This is a genomic window from Pseudomonas sp. G5001 (assembly GCF_013385475.1).
Classification (GTDB): Bacteria; Pseudomonadota; Gammaproteobacteria; order Pseudomonadales; family Pseudomonadaceae; genus Aquipseudomonas.
The window spans coordinates 113114-130618 of the sequence record NZ_JACAPZ010000036.1; the positions used below are offsets into that span (position 1 = coordinate 113114).

Sequence of the window (17505 nt, forward strand, 5' to 3'; positions counted from 1 at the left end):
CGCCACTCATTGCGTGCTCCTCGCAAAGCCGCGCGCGGCACGTTTTTCCAGGAAGTGCATGCCGGTCATCGCCAGGACAGTGAGGCCCAGGTACATGAAGGCCGCGACCATAAAGAAGGTGAAGGGCTGCTTGGTGACGGTCACGCCGATCTGCGCGTGGCGCATGATTTCTTCCAGGCCGATCACCGAGACCAGCGCGGTGTCCTTCATCAGAATCATGAACAGGTTGCCCAGGCCCGGCAGCGCGATGCGCCACATCTGCGGCATGATCAAGCGGGTGAAGATCCGGACCTTCGACAAGCCCAGTGCGACACCGGCTTCACGGTGGCCCTTGGGAATGGCCAGGATCGCGCCGCGGAAGACTTCCGTGGCGTAGGCGCCAAAGCACAGGCCCAGGGCGATCACCCCGGCGGCGAAAGCGCTGAGGGAAAGGTCGGGGTTGCCGAAAAACTCCCCGAGGGAGCGCATCAGGTTGACCGTACCGAAGTAGATCAGCAGGACCCACAGCAGTTCCGGGATGCCGCGAACCAGGGTGGAGTAGCTGCCGCCAAGCCATTGCAGCGGCTTGTACGGGGAAGTCTTGGCCAGGGCGCCGGCCAGCCCGAGCACCAGCCCGAGGCACAGGGCGGTGAGCGCCAGCTTGACGGTCATCAGCGCGCCGGCGGCGAGCGCCGGGCCGAATCCGTAGAGGTCGAAATTCATGGTTTAGTCGTTTCGCAAGGCAAAGCTCAGGACCGGCGCACTCAAGCGAGCACGCCGGGCAGGCCATTCAGGATCACTCGATACTGAAAGGGAAGTACTTGTCGTTGATCTTCTTGTAGGTGCCGTCGGCCTTGATTTCAGCCAGGGCTTTGTTCAAGCGCTCGCGCAGCGGGTCGCCTTTGCGTACGGCGATACCGATCTTGTCGCTCTCGACCACCGGGTCGCCCTTGAATTCGTAGGCGGAGCCGTCTTTGCTTTTCAGCCACTCGTACTGCACGTACTTGTCGGCGAGCATCCCGTCCAGGCGGCCGGAAGTCAGGTCGAGGTAGGCGTTTTCCTGGGTGTCGTAGAGCTTGGCGGTGGTGTCCGGCAGCTTGTCTTCCAGGTAGGTACCGGCCAGCGTTGCGCGCTGTGCACCGATGATCTTGCCCTTCAGGTAGTCCGCGTCGGTCTTGAAGTCTTTGTTGGCTTTGGGCGCGATGAACTGCAGCTTGTTGGAGTAGTACGGGTCGGTGAAGTCGACTGCCTGCTTGCGTTCATCGGTGATGGACAGCGAGGAGACCAGGAAGTCGAACTTCTTGGCATTCAGGGCCGGGATGATGCCGTCCCAGTCGGAGACATACACTTCGCACTTCTCGACTTTCATCTTGGCGCACAGGGCGTCGCCGATGTCCTTGTCGAAGCCGACGACGTTGCCGCTGGCATCTTTATTGTTGAACGGCGGGTAGGCCGCTTCGATCCCCATTTTCAAGGTTTCAGCCATCGCCGTGGCGCTGAACGCCATCGAAACAGCGGCGGCCAAGAGGAATTTTTTATAGTTCTGCATGCATGTTGCTCCGTTAGCGGTTGCTGGACATGAATTGTTTGCAGCGCGCCGAAAGCGGGTTTTCAAATACCTGCTGTGGCGATCCTTGCTCTTCGACCAGGCCCTGGTGCAGGAACACCACTTCACTGGACACCTGGCGGGCAAAGCCCATTTCATGGGTGACCAGCAGCATGGTGCGGCCTTCTTCGGCCAGGGCGCGGATCACATTAAGTACTTCCTGAACCATTTCCGGGTCAAGGGCCGATGTGGGCTCGTCGAACAGGATGACTTTGGGCTGCATGGCCAGGGTGCGTGCGATCGCGGCGCGTTGTTGCTGGCCGCCGGACAGTTGCGCGGGGTAGGCATGACGCTTGTCACTGATGCCGACCTTGGCCAGCAAGGCTTCGGCGATTTCAGTGGCTTCGGCCTTGCTCTGGCCGAGCACGCGGCGCGGGGCCTCGATGATGTTGTCGAGGACGCTCATGTGCGGCCACAGGTTAAAGTTTTGAAACACAAAACCGATTTCGCTGCGCAGGCGGTTGATCTGTTTGCCGTCGGCGGCCACCAGTTCGCCGTTTTTCGCAGCCTTGAGCTTGAGCTCTTCACCAGCCACCAGGATTTGCCCCTGGTGCGGGTTTTCCAGCAGGTTGATGCAGCGCAGGAACGTGGACTTGCCGGAACCGGAGGAACCCAGGATCGAGATCACATCGCCGTCGCGGGCGGTCAGCGAGATACCTTTAAGCACCTCCAGCTCACCATAGCGTTTATGCAAGTTGCGGATTTCAAGCGCGGGCGTGGCCTCAGCCATGTGCGGTCCTCATTGTGTTCATTGCGCTCCTGCTGTTGGCCCGCCTTCCTGGCGAGGCGCCAAGCTAGCATAGCGTCCGGATGACAGCCAACAGCCCTGCAGGCGGTAAACAGACGGTCTGCGGCAGGGTGTCGCATCGGCACAGCAGTGTGTCGCGCCATCAACAACCGAACAGCCGTTTGAACCAGTATTCCTACAGGTTTCGCGTAAAAAAGGGCGCGATGGTGCCAGCTTTGGCCGGGTGTTGGAAGGGTTAAACCGGCGAACGGTCCTTATCAGCCCTTTTATGGGGCGTCACGCACAAATTGTGTGTGTTTTTGGTGCACTGATTCGTCTTTCAAGTGAGTCGCACAGTAACGCTATAGCGGAATGCCATTAGTGTCAGTGACTTACGAGAGCTATTGAGTTTCCCTACAGCCCGCGTCAATCGTGGCTCTGTAACATTTTGGCGCAAATCTTGCGTAAAAAATAAAGAACGCCCCGTTGGTTTCTTTTCACGAGAAAGACGCCAGACCGGGTGGACCGTATTCGCAATTCCTCGCAAAGGTGTGTCAATGAGTAGTACGCAAAGCTCCAATGACCTCGAACAGGGGCTCAAACCGCGTCACGTCACCATGCTGTCGATTGCCGGCGTTATCGGTGCCGGGTTGTTTGTGGGCTCCGGCCACGCGATTGCTGCGGCGGGCCCGGCCGTGCTGCTGGCTTATGCCGCCGCCGGTACGCTGGTGGTGTTGGTGATGCGCATGCTGGCCGAGATGGCCGTGGCATCGCCGGACACGGGTTCGTTCTCTACTTATGCCGACCGTGCGATCGGGCACTGGGCCGGTTTCACCATCGGCTGGTTGTACTGGTGGTTCTGGGTGCTGGTGATTCCGCTGGAAGCCAACGCTGCCGCGACCATCCTGCACGCCTGGTTCCCCGGCGTGGCGATCTGGGCCTTCACCCTGATCATTACCTTGCTGCTGACCGCGACCAACCTGTTCAGTGTGAAGAACTACGGCGAGTTCGAGTTCTGGTTTGCGCTGATCAAAGTGGTGGCGATCATCGGGTTTGTGATCCTCGGCATCCTGGCGATCTTCGGCTTCCTGCCGGGCAGTCAGGTCAGCGGCGTTTCGCACCTGTTCGACACCCAGGGCTTCCTGCCCAACGGCATGGGCGCGGTATTGGCGGCGATCCTGACCACCATGTTCTCGTTCATGGGCACCGAGATCGTGACCATCGCGGCCGCTGAATCGAAGAACCCGGGCCAGCAGATTTCCAAGGCCACCAACTCGGTGATCTGGCGGATCGGCTTGTTCTACCTGGTGTCGATCTTCATCGTCGTGGCCCTGGTGCCGTGGAATGATCCTGCGCTGGCAGCGGTCGGTTCCTACCAGACCGTGCTGGAACGCATGGGCATCCCGAATGCCAAGCTGATCGTTGACCTGGTGGTGCTGGTGGCCGTGACCAGTTGCCTGAACTCGGCGCTGTACACCGCTTCGCGCATGATGTTCTCCCTGGGCCGTCGCGGTGATGCACCGGCGGTGTCCAAGATCACCAACAAGAGCGGCACGCCTTACTGGGCGGTGTTGCTGTCTACCGGCGCGGCGTTCCTGGCGGTATTCGCCAACTACGTGGCACCGGCGGCGGTGTTTGAATTCCTGCTGGCCAGCTCCGGCGCCATCGCGCTGCTGGTGTACCTGGTGATCGCCGTGTCGCAACTGCGCATGCGCCAGAAACGCACGGAAGCGGGCGAGAAGATTGCCTTCAAGATGTGGCTGTTCCCGGGCCTGACGTATGCGGTGATCGTGTTCATCGTGGGCGTGCTGACGATCATGTTGTTCCAGGAAGCGCATCAGGTGGAGATCATTGCCACCGGGATCCTGAGCTTGCTGGTAGTTGCGGCGGGGCTGATGGTGTCGCGTCGGCGCAAGGGCCGGAAGGTTGGGGCGGCGGTGCTTAACTGACGGAGTGCTTTCGTCGCAATACCGTTGATCAAATGTGGGAGCGGGCTTGCTCGCGAATGCGGTGGATCAGTCGACATTTGAGCTGACTGACACACTGCCTTCGCGAGCAAGCCCGCTCCCACATTTCGTTTTGTATCAGCCTTCGGAGCTAACAATCGCCTGTGACGCCGCGACGTAATCGGCCTGGAATTCCGGCGACTCAATCCACGCCAGCGCTGCCGCTTCATCCTCGGTATCCGTGGCCCACTGGCGATACTCGATCAGCGCCGCGAGGATAAAGTCCGTCGCTTCTTCTTCGCCTTCCTGCTCCAGTACCACTGCCAGCAGCGGGTGCGCCAGGAACACGGCACACAGCGCCTGCTGGCTGGTTTCGCCAGCGGTGCGCATCTCCAGGAACAGCTCGGTCAAATCCACCGATTCAAGATCAATGCGGCTGTCATCGCCGGCAAAGGCATCCGGCTTGGTGGCGACGGCGCGTTGGGTGCGATTCTGCTTGGCCTTGGCTTTTGCCCGGTGGGCGCGTTTTTGCTGCTTGTTCGGCGAAGCCATGGGCTCACGTCCTTGGTGTCAGGATCTGGGGGTGGGGTATTGAAGCGCAGGTCTGGAGAAATCCCAAGGCTTTCTAGGTGCGATCCGTCACTTGGCGCCCCGGCGTGCCGTTGGCCAACTCTCCCCGTTGCAGCCAAGCCAATGCAATCGGCCACAACCGATCTTGATACTGGCTGCGAAAGAATGCGAAGTGTCCGACCTCTTTTTCGCCGATATCTTCAGGCGCGATTCGCAGATGCGTGCGCTCGCTGCCGTCGAAGTAACCCAGCAGGCGTTCGATTGCTGCGACGGTACCAAACGGATCGTCGGTAATGCTGATCGCCAATATCTGTGCCTTCACCCGCGAAAACGGCAACTCGGGCAAGGCTCGCCCACTCGGACGTTTTTCATAACTCGGCGTCGGCGTACTCCAGTCGCGTACCACGCCCGCCGGGGTATCCTCCAGCCAGCCTATGCGCTTGCCCGGGAAGTAGCCAAAAACCGCTGTCACCAGCGGCATCACCACATGCCATTTGGCAAGCATCCGCCAGCGCCCGCTCGCCTCGTAGTCGCGCCAGTAGGCAAACTGCGCGCCTACCGTCACCAGGCGCCGAATCACTGCGCCGGAAGCCCCGAGCCCCGCCGCACATCCGCCAAAACTGTGCCCGACCACATCAATCGGCTGCCCGGGAAACTCCCGCTGGGCCCGCTGCAGGATCGCTTCGAAGTCCAGCACGCCCCAATCCGACCACGAGGCCTTGAACCCTTTCAGCGAGCCGCTGCGGGATTCGCCGATGCCGCGGTAGTCGTAGGTGATGACGTCGAAGCCATTGGCAAACAGGTAATCGGCAAACCGTGAGTAGTGACGGCAGCGTACGGAGGTGGCGGCGTTGATGATGACGACCGGGCGTTCAACGTCTGTGCGCGGATGGCGCCACGTGAAGCCGCCGATGGAATGCCCATCGGCTGTGGGCTCGCGGAATGCTTCGGCTTGAGGTCGGGCTGGCAGGTTCATGAACAGGCTCGATCATTGCGCTTTCGATGGGGTGTCAAAGGCCCGTGCGCAGTTTTATGAGAAGTCGAAACTAACAAATTTCTGCTATGAAGACCCCGGGGATTTTTCTGAGGCTCGACCTGAGCGGCACAGATGCCTAGGCTTAGACCCTTTCGCCCACCAGAGCCGGCCCATGACCCGCGACACCCTCGAACAAAACCAGATCCCGATCTACTTCGCCAGCGTGGTGCTGGCTGCCGTTGTCGGCCTGCTGGCGCCCTCCATGGTTCAAGGTGTGGCTGCCCTGGTTACGCCCGCCATTGCCGTGCTGATGTACGCGATGTTCCTGCAAATCCCGTTTCTGGACCTGCGCCAGGGGCTGGGCAACAAACACTTCATGGCCGCGTTGCTGCTGGCCAACTTCATCCTGATTCCGCTGCTGGTGTGGGCGCTGACTCGGGGCCTGGTGGAACACCCGGCGATCCTGGTGGGTGCGTTGCTGGTGCTGTTGACGCCGTGCATCGACTACGTGGTGGTGTTTACCCATATCGGCAAGGGTGACTCGCGGTTGATGCTGGCGGCGACCCCGATTCTGTTGTTGCTGCAACTGCTGCTGTTGCCGGTCTACCTGGGGTTGATGCTGGGGGCGCAGTCGCAGGTGGTGGTTGCAGTGGGGCCGTTTGTCGAGGCCTTCCTGCTGCTGATCGTTGCGCCCATGATTCTGGCGGTGCTGACCACATCCCTGTCCCGGCGCTCACCGGTCGTCAGTGCCTGGAACGATGCCTGGGCCTGGCTGCCCGTGCCGGCCATGGCGCTGGTGCTGATGGTGGTGATCGGTTCGCAGATCACCGCCGTGGTCCGCGATATCGGCCTGCTGGCGCCGGTGATCCCGGTGTATATCGGCTTCCTGTTGCTGGCCCCGCTGATGGGGGCGCTGGCTTCGCGCCTGTTCAAGCTATCGGCGCCCACGGCGCGGGCGGTCACCTTCAGCGCCTCCACGCGTAATTCCCTGGTGGTGCTGCCGCTGGCGCTGGCGTTGCCTGATGAGATCCGCGGGCTCGCTGCTGCAGCGGTGATCACGCAAACCCTGGTGGAATTGGTAGGGGAGCTACTCTATATCCGCCTGCTGCCGCTGCTGATCTGGCCCGCTCGTCGTTAGGCGGATGAATGTTTGATTCCGTTCAGGGCTTATTCAGGGTGGCGTTCGGCAACATGAGCCGGTTTACCCCACCTGACAGGCTGAATAATGGATCAACACAATCGCTTTCGAATGGAATCGCTGGGTATTTTCCTTATCGCCTTGCTGCTGTTCACCCTGGGCATCTGGGACCAGCAGCCACAGGGCTTCGACGGCCGCTGGGCCGTGTTCATGCAAGAGATGTTTCGCCACGGTGCGAGCCTGTTTCCTACCACCTACGGTGAGCCTTACCCGGACTATCCGGGCACCGCGACCTACCTCAGCTACCTCTTTGCCCGTTTATTCGGCGCGCCCAACGACCTGGCTAACGTGATGCCCACCGCCCTGGCGTCTGCCGGGGTCATGGCGCTGATCTATCGCTTGCTGGTGCCGTCCGGTCGGGCGTGGGCATTGCTGACGGTGCTGCTCACCGCATTGACTGCCCAGTTGCTGGAGAAGTCGCGCTCGGTGTGCCTGGACCAGATGATCTCGTTGTTGTGCCTGGGGTGTTTCTACCTGCTGCATACTGGTGAGCGCCTGGGCTCGCGGCTGCGCCAATATGCGATCTTTCCGTTGTTCGTGGTGGCGTTTGCCATTCGCGGGCCGCTGGGGTTGATCGAGGTGTGCGGGGTGGCCTGTGTCTACTGGGCGCTGGGCACCGCTCGTACGCGGCAAGAGCGGATTGCGCTGCTGAAAAAGGTGATTGCCCACGGCGTGGTCGGTTTGATCCTGCTGGCCGGCTGTTGGTGGGCGCTGTTGAAACTGGCGCGGATCAGCGGGGGCGATGCTTTCGTCGATGATGTGCTGCGGATGCAATTCACCGGGCGCCTTGATGAAACCGGTGAGGCGTTCTACTTCTACTTCAAGCTGAGCCTGTACCGCTATTTCCCGGTGGTGCCGCTGGCCCTGGCGACGATGATTGCCCTGCGCCACAAATGGTCGGCCCGCCACGACGATGCCGATGTGCAGTTGATGCTGCGTTTGGCCGCCTGCGGCCTGATGATTTTGCTGGGCTTGTCGGTGCCGCACTTCAAGCGCGCCTACTACATCGTGCCCATGGTCCCGATGTTTGCCGCGGTGGCCGCCTATGGCTTGCTCCAGGCCCAGGGCTGGTTGCTCGGCGTGCGGCGTGGCTATGAGTGGCTGGTGGCGGTCCTGCCGGTGCTGGGTATTGCCGTGGTGTTTGTCTGTCGGCATCTGTGGCACAAGCACGGCTACTGGCCGGACGTTTCAGTGCCGGCGCTGGTGGGTGTGCTGATCGTGCTGCAACTCGCAGCCGTGGTTGCCTGGCGCCGTTTGCAGGGCAATCTCGGCCAGCGCCTGGTGGTGCTCAGCCTGATTGCGCTGGCCACCCAATGGCTGGTGCTGGTGAAGGTTGTGGAGCCGGCCAAGGATCTGCAATTCGACACCAGGAACTTCGTAAGCGCGGTGGAAAAGCTGCGTGCCGATAATCCCGGGACCCTGGTGTTCGTCGATCTGGCCAAGGACACCTGGGCGATTCGCTACATCATGAACCTGGATCACGACGAGCAGCCGCTGTTCATCGGGCGCAACCAACCCTTGCTGGTGGATACGCTGCCGCGCCCCGCCTGGGTGATTGTGGAGCGCAAGCAAACCGCATTGCTCAGCGGCACGCCGCTGGAACACATGGCGCCGGTGTTCAATGGGCGGTTGAATGACAACCCGCTGCTGGTGTTCCTGGTGAAGTGACTCAGTCGCCTTGACATCCTTGTCGGTGGTAACGCCGACAAGAGTGGCGATCACTGGGGAATTAAGGATGGATCAATGGGGTCGGAATGAGGTGTTGATAACCGGCGCTTTGGATCGTCTTACTGTATGGTCGCCGCCTGGATGACCGGTTGGTCTGATTGGAGCGCTTTGCAGCCTGCCGCAAAACAGGCGCCTGCTAGGCTTGGGTACTTTCGTGGTGATGAGTTTGGGTGCGACATGGAAGCAGTAAAAATGGATTTTGAGTATGCCGGTGCCGAGAGCGTCGGTAGTGCCCACGTGATCGGCCGTTCCTGGCTTGGCGGCCTCAGCATCTGTTTTGACGGAGGCTGCAGCTACCCCTCGATGATCAGCGTGCTGGAGGCTGTGTTCAGGCGCTACGGACGCCTGGTGCGTTTTGGCGAGTCGCTCTCGGCGCAGGATTGGATTGCGCGCGTGGAGGAGAGTGGTTTTCACATCTCCGAGCAGGAGCGGGTTGCGGTGTTGACGTTGATGCGGGGCGGGGGCTGAAGGAGTCAAAAACGGCAGGCAACAAAAAACCCGCACCAGGCGGGTTTTTTGTGTGTTTCAGATGACATTTGCACCACCTGAAACTAATTAGTGGTGCCCAGAGACGGAATCGAACCGCCGACACGGGGATTTTCAATCCCCTGCTCTACCGACTGAGCTATCTGGGCAACGGGGCGCATTAAACGGGTTTTTCAGGGGGTCGTCAAGCAAGTTTTCAAAAAATATTTAATTATTACCGTCGCTTACGGGCCAACCCCCAAATTTGATCAATTATTCAGCAGGTGGCACGTAGCCGTCGGCCTTGGCGTAATCCTCGCCGGAAAAGTACTTGTCCATCTCGCCCTGCAGGTATTTGCGGTCTTCGGCGTTCATCATGTTCAGGCGCTTTTCGTTGATCAACAGGGTCTGGTGCTTTTGCCAGTCAGCCCAGGCCTTGGCGGAGACGTTGTCGAAAATGTCCTGGCCCTTGGCGCCAGGGAACGGGGCGCGCTCCAGGGCGGGCAGTTCTTCGTGGTACTTGCGGCAGATGATGGTGCGGGTCATGACGGAACTCCTGCGTTCAATACTTCAGCCGCGCGCTTCAGCAGTTTTTTCACCGGGGCGGCAAGGCCCAGGCGCGGCGGGGTGGCGAGGTTATACCAGAGCCAGTCAGCCTCGGCCACGTGATGGGCAGACTCCTGGACCTGGACCAGCCAGGGTTCGATAGCCAGTTGGAAGTGGCTGAAGGTGTGGATCAGGCTCGGCAGCTCCTGGTGTTTGCCCAGCGCCAGCGAGTGCTGGTTGGCCAGGTGTTCCAGGTCGGCCAGGTCATCCAGCTCCGGCAGGCTCCACAAACCGCCCCACAGGCCCGTGGAAGGGCGACGGTAAAGCAGGATCGCGCCCTCGTCATTGGCCAGCAACGGCATCAGCGTGCGCTTCTGGGGCACGGTCTTGCGTGGCTTGGGGATCGGGTAGCGGGTTTCCAGACCGAGCAGGTGCGCTTCGCAGCCCTTTTCCAGCGGGCACAGCAGGCAACTGGGCTTGCTGCGGGTGCAGAGGGTGGCGCCCATGTCCATCATGGCCTGGGTGTAGGCGTTGACGCGGTCATGGGGCGTAAAGCGCTCTGCGGTGGCCCACAGCTGTTTGGCGACCTTTGGCTCGCCAGGGTAGCCCTCTTGCGCGGTAAAGCGCGCCAGCACGCGCTTGACGTTGCCATCGAGGATCGGCGCTCGCAGGCCCATGCTCAGGCTGGCAATCGCACCCGCGGTGGACAGGCCAATGCCGGGCAGTTCGGTGAGTTTTTCGACGTCACGGGGAAACTCGCCGCCATATTCGGCAACGACGATCTTCGCGGTCTTTTGCAGGTTGCGCGCCCGGGTGTAGTAACCCAGCCCGGTCCACAGGTGCAGCACTTCGTCTTCCGGCGCGGCAGCCAGGGCTTCGACCGTTGGCAAGGACGCCATGAACCGGTCGAAGTAGTTCAGCACGGTGCTGACCTGGGTCTGCTGCAACATGATCTCCGAGACCCACACCCGGTAAGGCGTGATGCCCTGTTGCCAGGGCAGGTCATGGCGACCGTGGCGGTCGTACCAGTCGAGCACCGCCGTTGAAAACTGCTCGTTTCTCATCGTTTGAACAGGCCTTTAAGCGCGTCTTTCAGCTGTGGATTGACCTTGTCGAGCTTCTGTTCAAGCTTCTCGCCGAGCTTGTTGCCTGCCGCCTTGATGGCGACCTGGCTCAAGCCGTCCTTGTCCAGGCGGCAGGCCTTGGCGCCCAGTTCCAGCGGGCCACGGCAGCGCAGCGGGACTTCGATGTTCTGGAAGTTGGAGCCCACCTGGCAAGCCGGGTCCGGCACGTCGCGCTGGTCGCCTTCGACGATAATGCCGACGCGGTAGTCCATGCCCAGCACGCGCAGGTCGACGTCACCGTCGCCGTTGACGGTCAGGCCCGGGATGCGCACTTTCAGGTCGGGGTTGCTGGCCACACCATTGCGGAAGATCAGGTTGCCCTTGAGTTCCTGGAACGGGGTGTCCTTGCCGCGCTGGTCGCCGCTGAGGGTCTTGCGGTTGAGCAGGGCGATGCCGGTGCACAGCTGTTGCTCGATGTTGGCGTTGAGCAGCACGCCGTTGTTGATCGCGAAGCTGGCGGTACCGTTGAGGCTGTCGATCAGGGCTTTCTGGCTATTGCCGCGGCCGTTGAGGTTGCTGTCGAGGGTGAGCTGGCCCTTCACCGGCGGGTTCTGCCCCTGGGCTTGCAGGATGCGTTCGACCGGTACCTGCTTGATGCGGGTTTGCAGCGCCAGCAGCGGGATGTCCTGGCGCACGTCTAGGTTGCCGTTGGCCTGGAAGGTGCCGTTGTAGAGGCCGCCGCTCAAGGTATCGAGCTTGAGCTGGCCATCGAGGCCGGAGGCTTTCAGGGCGGCATTCTGGATCGGCAGCTTGCTCAGGGTCAGTTGGCCAAAGGACAGGTCGGCGTTTACGTCCAGGGTGCGCAGGCGGGTCAGCGGCAGCAGCTTGTCGGTACTCCACGCGGCTTTGGTCGGGGCGTCCGGCAACGGTGTGGTGCCACCGGCCGCCATGGCGCCGGCTTCGCTGTTCTGCACTTCAGCCTGGCGTGCGGCCGCGGCGCCCTTGGCGGCTTCGGACTTGGCCGGCAGGTAGTTGTCGGCGTTGAACGTATCGGCCTTGAGCTGCACCCGCAGGGATTGCCTGGCGAAATCATCCACGGCCACGCGACCGGTGAAGGTGCTGTCGTCGAGTTTCAGGTTGAGGTCTTCAAGCGCCAGGCTGGTCGGCGTGCCCTTGAGGCGGCTGACCAGTTCGACCTTGCTCAGGCTGCCGGCGGCCATCGGTGGCAGCGGGTTGCCGACGCTGTCGAGGAACTTGGCCAGGTCAAACTGGGCAATCGACAGGGCGCCGCTGAACTGTGGAGTCTTGTCCAGGTCGTTGACCTTCAGCTCGCCCAGGGCGCGCAGTTGGTTCAGCGACAACTTCATGCCGGTCCATTCGGCGATATTCGCAGACTGGTCCACCAGCAATTGGCCCTGGGTCGAAAAGGTCACGGTCTTGCCTTGCAGCGGCTCGCCGGTGGCTTCACCAGTGACCTTCATGTCTTCGAACTGGTAGCGCTTGAGGGCGCGCTGAATGCGCAGGTTGCCGTTGACCTCGGTCTTGACGCGCATCAGCGGCTGGTTGGTGCCGAAGAACGCGGTGAGTTTGACCGGGATGCTTGCACCTTCGTGCACGGCGCCGGCACTCAGCTGGATGCTTTCGGCGCTGAACTGCTTGCCGGTCTGCTCGTCGTTGTATTCGACGCGGGCGTTGTTGATGGTCAGGCTGTCGATGTCCAGGCGGATCGGCTGCGGCGGCTTTTCAGGCTTGGGCGGTGTGGTCGCTTCAGCCACGGCAGGCGTGGTGGCGGCGGTAGCCGGGTCCGGCACATTCTTGCCGATGTCTTCCCAGTTGCCGTGGCCATGCACGTCTTTGTTCAGGCGCAGGTTCAGGCCTTCGACACGTACATCGCTCATCTGCACTTCACGGCGCAGCAGCGGCAGCACGCGCACCGACAGGCCGAGCATCTGCAGGTCGGCAAACGGTTGGCTCGGATTGGTCAGGGTCGCAACGCTGGCCTCGTGCAATTCAAGACCGAGCCAGGGGAACAGGCTCCAGCCGATGTCGCCATTGAGCGTCAGCTCGATGTGGGCCTTGTCGCGGGCAATCTGGCGAATCTCGTCTTTGTAGTCGTTGGGATCGAAGAGATGGGTCAGGGCAAAGCCTAGAGCCACAATGATCAGCAACAGCCCGAGAAGTACCAGACCCAGGATTTTGCCGAACGCTTTCATGGGCGAGTCCTTGTATGTCGATTTTAAAATTTAGCCGAAGAGTATAACGCTCGTAGCCCTATGGCTGTTTAGGGATCGTTACATGGCGTCAAACAAATCAGATAACTCCAGAAAGGTGATATCAGTTTGGTTTTTCTGTCATCCACAGATGCTAATCTGCGCATGTTCGTCTGCCGTCTGCGACTAAACGTCGCGTTTAAAAGGAGCTTTACTCAACAAAACGGCCACGCCTTGCGTGTAAGGCCGAGGGAGAGAGCGCCCGACGGACACATACTAATAACTGGGGGAAACACCAATGAGCACTAGCACTGCGGCGGGTAATACTGCTGCACAGCCTGCGTTCCTGTCCAAGGAACGCATTATCGCCAAGCCCGGGTTCAACCGTTGGCTGGTACCACCGGCCGCCCTGGCGATCCACCTGTGTATCGGCATGGCCTACGGTTTTTCGGTGTTCTGGCTGCCGTTGTCCAAGGCGCTGGGGATCACCGCACCAGTCGCCTGCGCGCCGGACATGAGCTTCATCAGCCAGGTCTTCTCGTCGCAATGCGACTGGCCCATCTCCATGCTGGGCTGGATCTACACCCTGTTCTTCATCTTCCTCGGCTGCTCCGCAGCGATCTGGGGCGGCTGGCTGGAACACGCCGGGCCACGCAAGGCTGGTGTCGTTTCGGCCTTGTGCTGGTGTGGCGGCTTGCTGATCTCCGCGCTGGGGATCTATACCCACCAGATTTGGCTGATGTGGATCGGCTCCGGGGTCATTGGTGGTATCGGCCTGGGCCTGGGCTATATCTCGCCGGTCTCGACCCTGATCAAGTGGTTCCCGGACAAGCGCGGCATGGCCACCGGCATGGCGATCATGGGCTTCGGCGGCGGCGCGATGGTGGGTGCCCCACTGGCAGCCGCCTTGATGGGCCACTTTGCCTCGCCGACCAGCGTTGGCGTGTGGCAGAGCTTCGTGGTCATGGCCGTGATCTACTTCGTGTTCATGATCGGCGGCGCCTTGTCCTACCGTGTTCCGCCTACCGGCTGGAAGCCTGAGGGCTGGACTGCCCCGGCGAAAAAAGCCAGCAACGCGATGATCACCCACCGTCACGTGCACGTGAACGTGGCCTGGAAAACCCCGCAATTCCGCCTGGTGTGGCTGGTGCTGTGCCTGAACGTGTCTGCCGGCATCGGCATCCTCGGCATGGCTTCGCCGCTGCTGCAGGAAGTGTTCGGCGGCAAGTTGCTGGGTAACGGCCTGGCATTTGGCCAACTGGATGCCGGCCAACTGGCTTCCATCGCGGCCATCGCAGCCGGCTTTACCGGTCTGTTGAGCCTGTTCAACATCGGTGGCCGGTTCTTCTGGGCATCGTTCTCCGACTACCTGGGCCGTAAAAACACCTACTTCGTGTTCTTCGCATTGGGCTTTGCCCTGTACGCGCTGATCCCGAACCTGGGTCACCTGGGTAACGTCGCGCTGTTCGTGGCGGCGTTCTGCATCATCCTGTCGATGTACGGCGGTGGTTTTGCGACGGTGCCGGCTTACCTGGCGGACCTGTTCGGTACGCAAATGGTGGGTGCGATCCACGGTCGCCTGCTGACCGCTTGGGCAGCGGCGGGCGTACTGGGTCCGGTGCTGGTGAACTACCTGCGTGAGTATCAGTTGAGCATCGGCGTTGAACGCGCTGCCGCCTACGACATCACCTTGTACATCCTCGCCGGCCTGCTGGTGCTGGGCTTTATCTGCAACCTGCTGGTACGGCCGGTGGCAGACAAGTACTTCATGACCGACGCCGAACTGGCTGCCGAGCAGGCGCTGGGCCATGACAAGGGCGCCGATTCCAGCACCGTGCTGGAGTGGAAAGCCTCCTCCGGCAGCGTGCCATTGGCGGTTGCCGCCTGGCTGGCGGTGGGCATTCCGTTGGCGTGGGGCGTGTGGGTCACCCTGCAGAAAACTGCGGTACTGTTCCACTAACACCGCGTAACCCTTGTGGGAGCGGGCTTGTGTGGGAGCGGGCTTGCTCGCGAATGCGATGGATCAGTCAGCACATGTATTGGCTGACCCACCGCCTTCGCGAGCAAGCCCGCTCACACACAAAGCTGCTCCCACACTTGTACTGACATGTCTATCCCCGACACTCCATCAGTCTTATCCCCTCCGATGTTTCTGTTTAGCGCCCGCGCCCCTATAATGGCTGCCTTTTTCGCCCAATGATTTTGCGGAGCTGGTGATGGCCGAACGTAAGGCGTCCGTCGAGCGCGACACTCTGGAAACCCAGATCAAAGCCTCGATCAACCTGGATGGCACCGGAAAGGCCCGATTTGATATCGGTGTACCTTTTCTTGAGCACATGCTGGACCAGATCGCCCGTCACGGGCTGATCGACCTGGATATCGTCAGCAAGGGCGACCTGCATATCGACGACCACCACACGGTGGAAGACGTCGGTATCACGTTGGGCCAGGCATTTGCCAAAGCCATCGGCGACAAGAAAGGCATCCGTCGCTACGGCCACGCCTATGTCCCGCTGGATGAAGCGCTGTCGCGTGTGGTCATCGACTTCTCCGGCCGCCCGGGCCTGCAGATGCACGTGCCGTACACCCGCGCCACCGTGGGCGGCTTCGACGTCGACCTGTTCCAGGAATTCTTCCAGGGTTTCGTCAACCACGCCCTGGTCAGCCTGCACATCGACAACCTGCGTGGCACCAACACCCACCACCAGATCGAGACCGTGTTCAAGGCTTTCGGCCGTGCCCTGCGCATGGCCGTGGAGCTGGATGACCGCATGGCCGGGCAAATGCCGTCGACCAAGGGCGTCCTGTAATGCAGACGGTCGCGGTTATCGACTACGGCATGGGTAACCTGCACTCGGTGGCCAAGGCCCTCGAGCACGTAGGTGCCGGCAAGGTGCTGATCACCAGCGATGCCGACGTGATTCGCGAAGCCGACCGGGTAGTGTTCCCGGGAGTTGGCGCGATTCGCGACTGCATGGCCGAGATTCGCCGCCTGGGCTTCGACAGCCTGGTGCGTGAAGTCAGCCAGGACCGGCCGTTCCTCGGCATCTGCGTGGGCATGCAAGCCTTGCTCGACAGCAGTGAAGAGAACGACGGCGTCGACTGCATCGGTCTGTTTCCGGGCCAGGTGAAGTTTTTCGGCAAGGACCTGCACGAAGACGGCGAGCACCTGAAGGTACCGCACATGGGCTGGAACGAAGTGCGCCAGACCGTGGATCACCCGTTGTGGCACGAAGTGCCGGACCTGGCGCGTTTCTATTTCGTGCACAGCTATTACATCGCCGCCGGTAACCCGCGCCAGGTGGTGGGTGGCGGGCACTATGGCGTCGACTTCGCCGCGGCCCTGGCCGACGGTTCGCGCTTTGCCGTGCAATTCCACCCGGAGAAGAGCCATACCCATGGCCTGCAATTGCTGCAGAACTTCGCCGCGTGGGACGGGCGCTGGTAATGGCCAAGAAGGTCAAGCCGCCGATCTTGAACCTCACTCCCCAGCAGGAGAGTGAGGCCACCGACAAGATCAAGCGTTTCATGGAAGACCGCTTCGAGCTCAAGCTCGGCTCGTTCGAGGTTGCAGAAATCCTCGAACTGTTCACCACTGAAATTGCTCCGCACTATTACAACAGGGCGATTTTCGATGTGCAGACGCACCTTAAAGAAAGGTTCGAAAGCATCGAAAGCGACTTGTGGGCGCTCGAGAAACCCTGATTTCCCGAGCAACGCTGAATATCGAATAAGGTTTGCCAGATGCTGATTATTCCCGCTATCGATCTCAAGGACGGCGCCTGCGTACGTCTGCGCCAGGGCCGCATGGAAGATTCCACGGTGTTCTCCGATGACCCGGTGAGCATGGCTGCCAAGTGGGTGGAAGGCGGTTGCCGTCGTCTGCATCTGGTGGACTTGAACGGTGCGTTCGAAGGCCAGCCGGTCAACGGTGAAGTCGTCACGGCGATCGCCAAGCGCTACCCGAACCTGCCGATCCAGATCGGCGGCGGTATCCGCTCCCTGGAAACCATCGAGCACTACGTGAAAGCGGGCGTGAGCTACGTGATCATCGGCACCAAGGCCGTGAAAGACCCGGCCTTCGTCGCCGAAGCCTGCCGCGCGTTCCCGGGTAAGGTGATCGTGGGCCTGGACGCCAAGGACGGTTTCGTCGCCACCGACGGCTGGGCCGAGATCAGCACCGTCCAGGTGATCGACCTCGCCAAGCAGTTTGAAGCCGACGGCGTCTCCGCCATCGTTTATACCGACATCGCCAAAGACGGCATGATGCAGGGCTGCAACGTACCGTTCACCGCTGCGCTGGCCGCCGCCACCAAGATCCCGGTGATCGCGTCCGGCGGTATCCACAACCTCGGCGACATCAAGTCGCTGCTGGACGCGAAGGCGCCGGGGATCATCGGCGCGATCACCGGCCGGGCGATCTATGAAGGCACCCTGGACGTCGCTGAAGCCCAGGCTTACTGCGACGCCTACAACGGCTGAGGACTGAC

At 61.2% G+C, this 17505-nt stretch carries 17 protein-coding genes and 1 tRNA gene; 9 read left to right on the top strand and 9 right to left on the bottom strand.

What is annotated here, in order from left to right; translation table 11 throughout:
* Nucleotides 1–6: 6 nt before the first annotated feature.
* The 3 genes from HX805_RS26545 to HX805_RS26555 form a co-directional block, all read right to left on the bottom strand.
* Nucleotides 7–702 carry an ABC transporter permease gene (locus tag HX805_RS26545; RefSeq protein WP_003218063.1) on the bottom strand — a complete coding sequence of 232 codons (696 nt, stop codon included), beginning with the start codon at nucleotides 700–702 and terminating at the stop codon, nucleotides 7–9.
* Nucleotides 703–775: 73 nt separating this feature from the next.
* Entirely contained in the window at nucleotides 776–1528 is a 753-nt protein-coding gene (locus HX805_RS26550) for an ABC transporter substrate-binding protein (protein ID WP_003218061.1), read from the bottom strand.
* A 13-nt stretch (nucleotides 1529–1541) separates the two neighbouring features.
* Entirely contained in the window at nucleotides 1542–2315 is a 774-nt protein-coding gene (locus tag HX805_RS26555; RefSeq protein WP_003218059.1) for an ABC transporter ATP-binding protein, read from the bottom strand.
* A 554-nt stretch (nucleotides 2316–2869) separates the two neighbouring features.
* Between HX805_RS26555 and gabP the strand changes: the two genes are divergently transcribed.
* The gene (gabP, locus tag HX805_RS26560; RefSeq protein WP_003218057.1) at nucleotides 2870–4261 is read left to right on the top strand and encodes a GABA permease; all 1392 of its coding nucleotides are present in this window, start codon (nucleotides 2870–2872) and stop codon (nucleotides 4259–4261) included.
* Nucleotides 4262–4396: 135 nt separating this feature from the next.
* Here the strand turns inward: gabP and HX805_RS26565 are convergent, their stop codons facing one another.
* Together HX805_RS26565 and HX805_RS26570 are read right to left on the bottom strand one after the other, a co-directional pair.
* A complete protein-coding gene (locus HX805_RS26565) occupies nucleotides 4397–4810 on the bottom strand; it encodes a hypothetical protein (protein WP_177081412.1) in 414 nt (137 codons plus the stop codon).
* A gap of 73 nt (nucleotides 4811–4883) precedes the next feature.
* Entirely contained in the window at nucleotides 4884–5804 is a 921-nt protein-coding gene (locus HX805_RS26570; RefSeq protein ID WP_177081413.1) for an alpha/beta fold hydrolase, read from the bottom strand.
* 172 nt (nucleotides 5805–5976) lie between these two features.
* Between HX805_RS26570 and HX805_RS26575 the strand changes: the two genes are divergently transcribed.
* The 3 genes from HX805_RS26575 to HX805_RS26585 all read left to right on the top strand — a co-directional run bounded on the left by HX805_RS26575 (nucleotide 5977) and on the right by HX805_RS26585 (nucleotide 9198).
* Entirely contained in the window at nucleotides 5977–6942 is a 966-nt protein-coding gene (locus HX805_RS26575) for an arsenic resistance protein (RefSeq protein ID WP_177081414.1), read from the top strand.
* A gap of 87 nt (nucleotides 6943–7029) precedes the next feature.
* A complete protein-coding gene (locus tag HX805_RS26580; RefSeq protein WP_177081415.1) occupies nucleotides 7030–8670 on the top strand; it encodes a glycosyltransferase family 39 protein in 1641 nt (546 codons plus the stop codon).
* Nucleotides 8671–8796: 126 nt separating this feature from the next.
* Nucleotides 8797–9198 (top strand): hypothetical protein, encoded by a 402-nt coding sequence (locus tag HX805_RS26585; protein ID WP_003218048.1) that lies wholly within the window; start codon nucleotides 8797–8799, stop codon nucleotides 9196–9198.
* Between the two features lie 91 nt (nucleotides 9199–9289).
* Here the strand turns inward: HX805_RS26585 and HX805_RS26590 are convergent.
* The 4 genes from HX805_RS26590 to HX805_RS26605 all read right to left on the bottom strand — a co-directional run bounded on the left by HX805_RS26590 (nucleotide 9290) and on the right by HX805_RS26605 (nucleotide 13018).
* Nucleotides 9290–9365: transfer RNA gene (locus tag HX805_RS26590), tRNA-Phe, on the bottom strand.
* A 103-nt stretch (nucleotides 9366–9468) separates the two neighbouring features.
* Nucleotides 9469–9741 carry an oxidative damage protection protein gene (locus tag HX805_RS26595; RefSeq protein WP_087693327.1) on the bottom strand — a complete coding sequence of 91 codons (273 nt, stop codon included), beginning with the start codon at nucleotides 9739–9741 and terminating at the stop codon, nucleotides 9469–9471.
* On the bottom strand, nucleotides 9738–10805 hold the full coding sequence (gene mutY / locus HX805_RS26600; RefSeq protein WP_087693328.1) for an A/G-specific adenine glycosylase: 1068 nt from the start codon (nucleotides 10803–10805) through the stop codon (nucleotides 9738–9740). The genes HX805_RS26595 and mutY overlap by 4 nt, the downstream gene beginning before the upstream one ends.
* Entirely contained in the window at nucleotides 10802–13018 is a 2217-nt protein-coding gene (locus tag HX805_RS26605) for an AsmA family protein (RefSeq protein ID WP_177081416.1), read from the bottom strand. The genes mutY and HX805_RS26605 overlap by 4 nt, the downstream gene beginning before the upstream one ends.
* Nucleotides 13019–13313: 295 nt before the next feature.
* Between HX805_RS26605 and HX805_RS26610 the strand changes: the two genes are divergently transcribed.
* The 5 genes from HX805_RS26610 to hisA all read left to right on the top strand — a co-directional run bounded on the left by HX805_RS26610 (nucleotide 13314) and on the right by hisA (nucleotide 17497).
* Nucleotides 13314–14975 (top strand): OFA family MFS transporter, encoded by a 1662-nt coding sequence (locus HX805_RS26610; RefSeq protein WP_003218039.1) that lies wholly within the window; start codon nucleotides 13314–13316, stop codon nucleotides 14973–14975.
* 256 nt (nucleotides 14976–15231) lie between these two features.
* Nucleotides 15232–15825 (top strand): imidazoleglycerol-phosphate dehydratase HisB, encoded by a 594-nt coding sequence (gene hisB / locus HX805_RS26615; protein WP_003218037.1) that lies wholly within the window; start codon nucleotides 15232–15234, stop codon nucleotides 15823–15825.
* Nucleotides 15825–16463 carry an imidazole glycerol phosphate synthase subunit HisH gene (gene hisH / locus HX805_RS26620; RefSeq protein ID WP_003218034.1) on the top strand — a complete coding sequence of 213 codons (639 nt, stop codon included), beginning with the start codon at nucleotides 15825–15827 and terminating at the stop codon, nucleotides 16461–16463. Before hisB ends, hisH begins: the two co-directional genes overlap by 1 nt.
* Entirely contained in the window at nucleotides 16463–16720 is a 258-nt protein-coding gene (locus tag HX805_RS26625) for a DUF2164 domain-containing protein (RefSeq protein ID WP_003218033.1), read from the top strand. The genes hisH and HX805_RS26625 overlap by 1 nt, the downstream gene beginning before the upstream one ends.
* Before the next feature lie 39 nt (nucleotides 16721–16759).
* Nucleotides 16760–17497, top strand: coding sequence for a 1-(5-phosphoribosyl)-5-[(5-phosphoribosylamino)methylideneamino]imidazole-4-carboxamide isomerase (gene hisA / locus HX805_RS26630; RefSeq protein ID WP_003187784.1), 738 nt, complete (start codon nucleotides 16760–16762; stop codon nucleotides 17495–17497).
* Nucleotides 17498–17505 lie beyond the last annotated feature (8 nt).

What these genes read in the sequence shown, in the direction of transcription:
- HX805_RS26570 (WP_177081413.1), bottom strand. Translation starts at nt 5,804, where the DNA reads ATGAACCTGCCAGCCCGACCTCAAGCCGAAGCATTCCGCGAGCCCACA.
- HX805_RS26625 (WP_003218033.1), top strand. Translation starts at nt 16,463, where the DNA reads ATGGCCAAGAAGGTCAAGCCGCCGATCTTGAACCTCACTCCCCAGCAG.
- hisH (WP_003218034.1), top strand. Translation starts at nt 15,825, where the DNA reads ATGCAGACGGTCGCGGTTATCGACTACGGCATGGGTAACCTGCACTCG.
- gabP (WP_003218057.1), top strand. Translation starts at nt 2,870, where the DNA reads ATGAGTAGTACGCAAAGCTCCAATGACCTCGAACAGGGGCTCAAACCG.
- HX805_RS26555 (WP_003218059.1), bottom strand. Translation starts at nt 2,315, where the DNA reads ATGGCTGAGGCCACGCCCGCGCTTGAAATCCGCAACTTGCATAAACGC.
- HX805_RS26545 (WP_003218063.1), bottom strand. Translation starts at nt 702, where the DNA reads ATGAATTTCGACCTCTACGGATTCGGCCCGGCGCTCGCCGCCGGCGCG.
- HX805_RS26595 (WP_087693327.1), bottom strand. Translation starts at nt 9,741, where the DNA reads ATGACCCGCACCATCATCTGCCGCAAGTACCACGAAGAACTGCCCGCC.
- HX805_RS26610 (WP_003218039.1), top strand. Translation starts at nt 13,314, where the DNA reads ATGAGCACTAGCACTGCGGCGGGTAATACTGCTGCACAGCCTGCGTTC.
- mutY (WP_087693328.1), bottom strand. Translation starts at nt 10,805, where the DNA reads ATGAGAAACGAGCAGTTTTCAACGGCGGTGCTCGACTGGTACGACCGC.
- HX805_RS26565 (WP_177081412.1), bottom strand. Translation starts at nt 4,810, where the DNA reads ATGGCTTCGCCGAACAAGCAGCAAAAACGCGCCCACCGGGCAAAAGCC.
- HX805_RS26575 (WP_177081414.1), top strand. Translation starts at nt 5,977, where the DNA reads ATGACCCGCGACACCCTCGAACAAAACCAGATCCCGATCTACTTCGCC.
- HX805_RS26550 (WP_003218061.1), bottom strand. Translation starts at nt 1,528, where the DNA reads ATGCAGAACTATAAAAAATTCCTCTTGGCCGCCGCTGTTTCGATGGCG.
- hisA (WP_003187784.1), top strand. Translation starts at nt 16,760, where the DNA reads ATGCTGATTATTCCCGCTATCGATCTCAAGGACGGCGCCTGCGTACGT.
- HX805_RS26585 (WP_003218048.1), top strand. Translation starts at nt 8,797, where the DNA reads ATGGTCGCCGCCTGGATGACCGGTTGGTCTGATTGGAGCGCTTTGCAG.
- hisB (WP_003218037.1), top strand. Translation starts at nt 15,232, where the DNA reads ATGGCCGAACGTAAGGCGTCCGTCGAGCGCGACACTCTGGAAACCCAG.
- HX805_RS26605 (WP_177081416.1), bottom strand. Translation starts at nt 13,018, where the DNA reads ATGAAAGCGTTCGGCAAAATCCTGGGTCTGGTACTTCTCGGGCTGTTG.
- HX805_RS26580 (WP_177081415.1), top strand. Translation starts at nt 7,030, where the DNA reads ATGGATCAACACAATCGCTTTCGAATGGAATCGCTGGGTATTTTCCTT.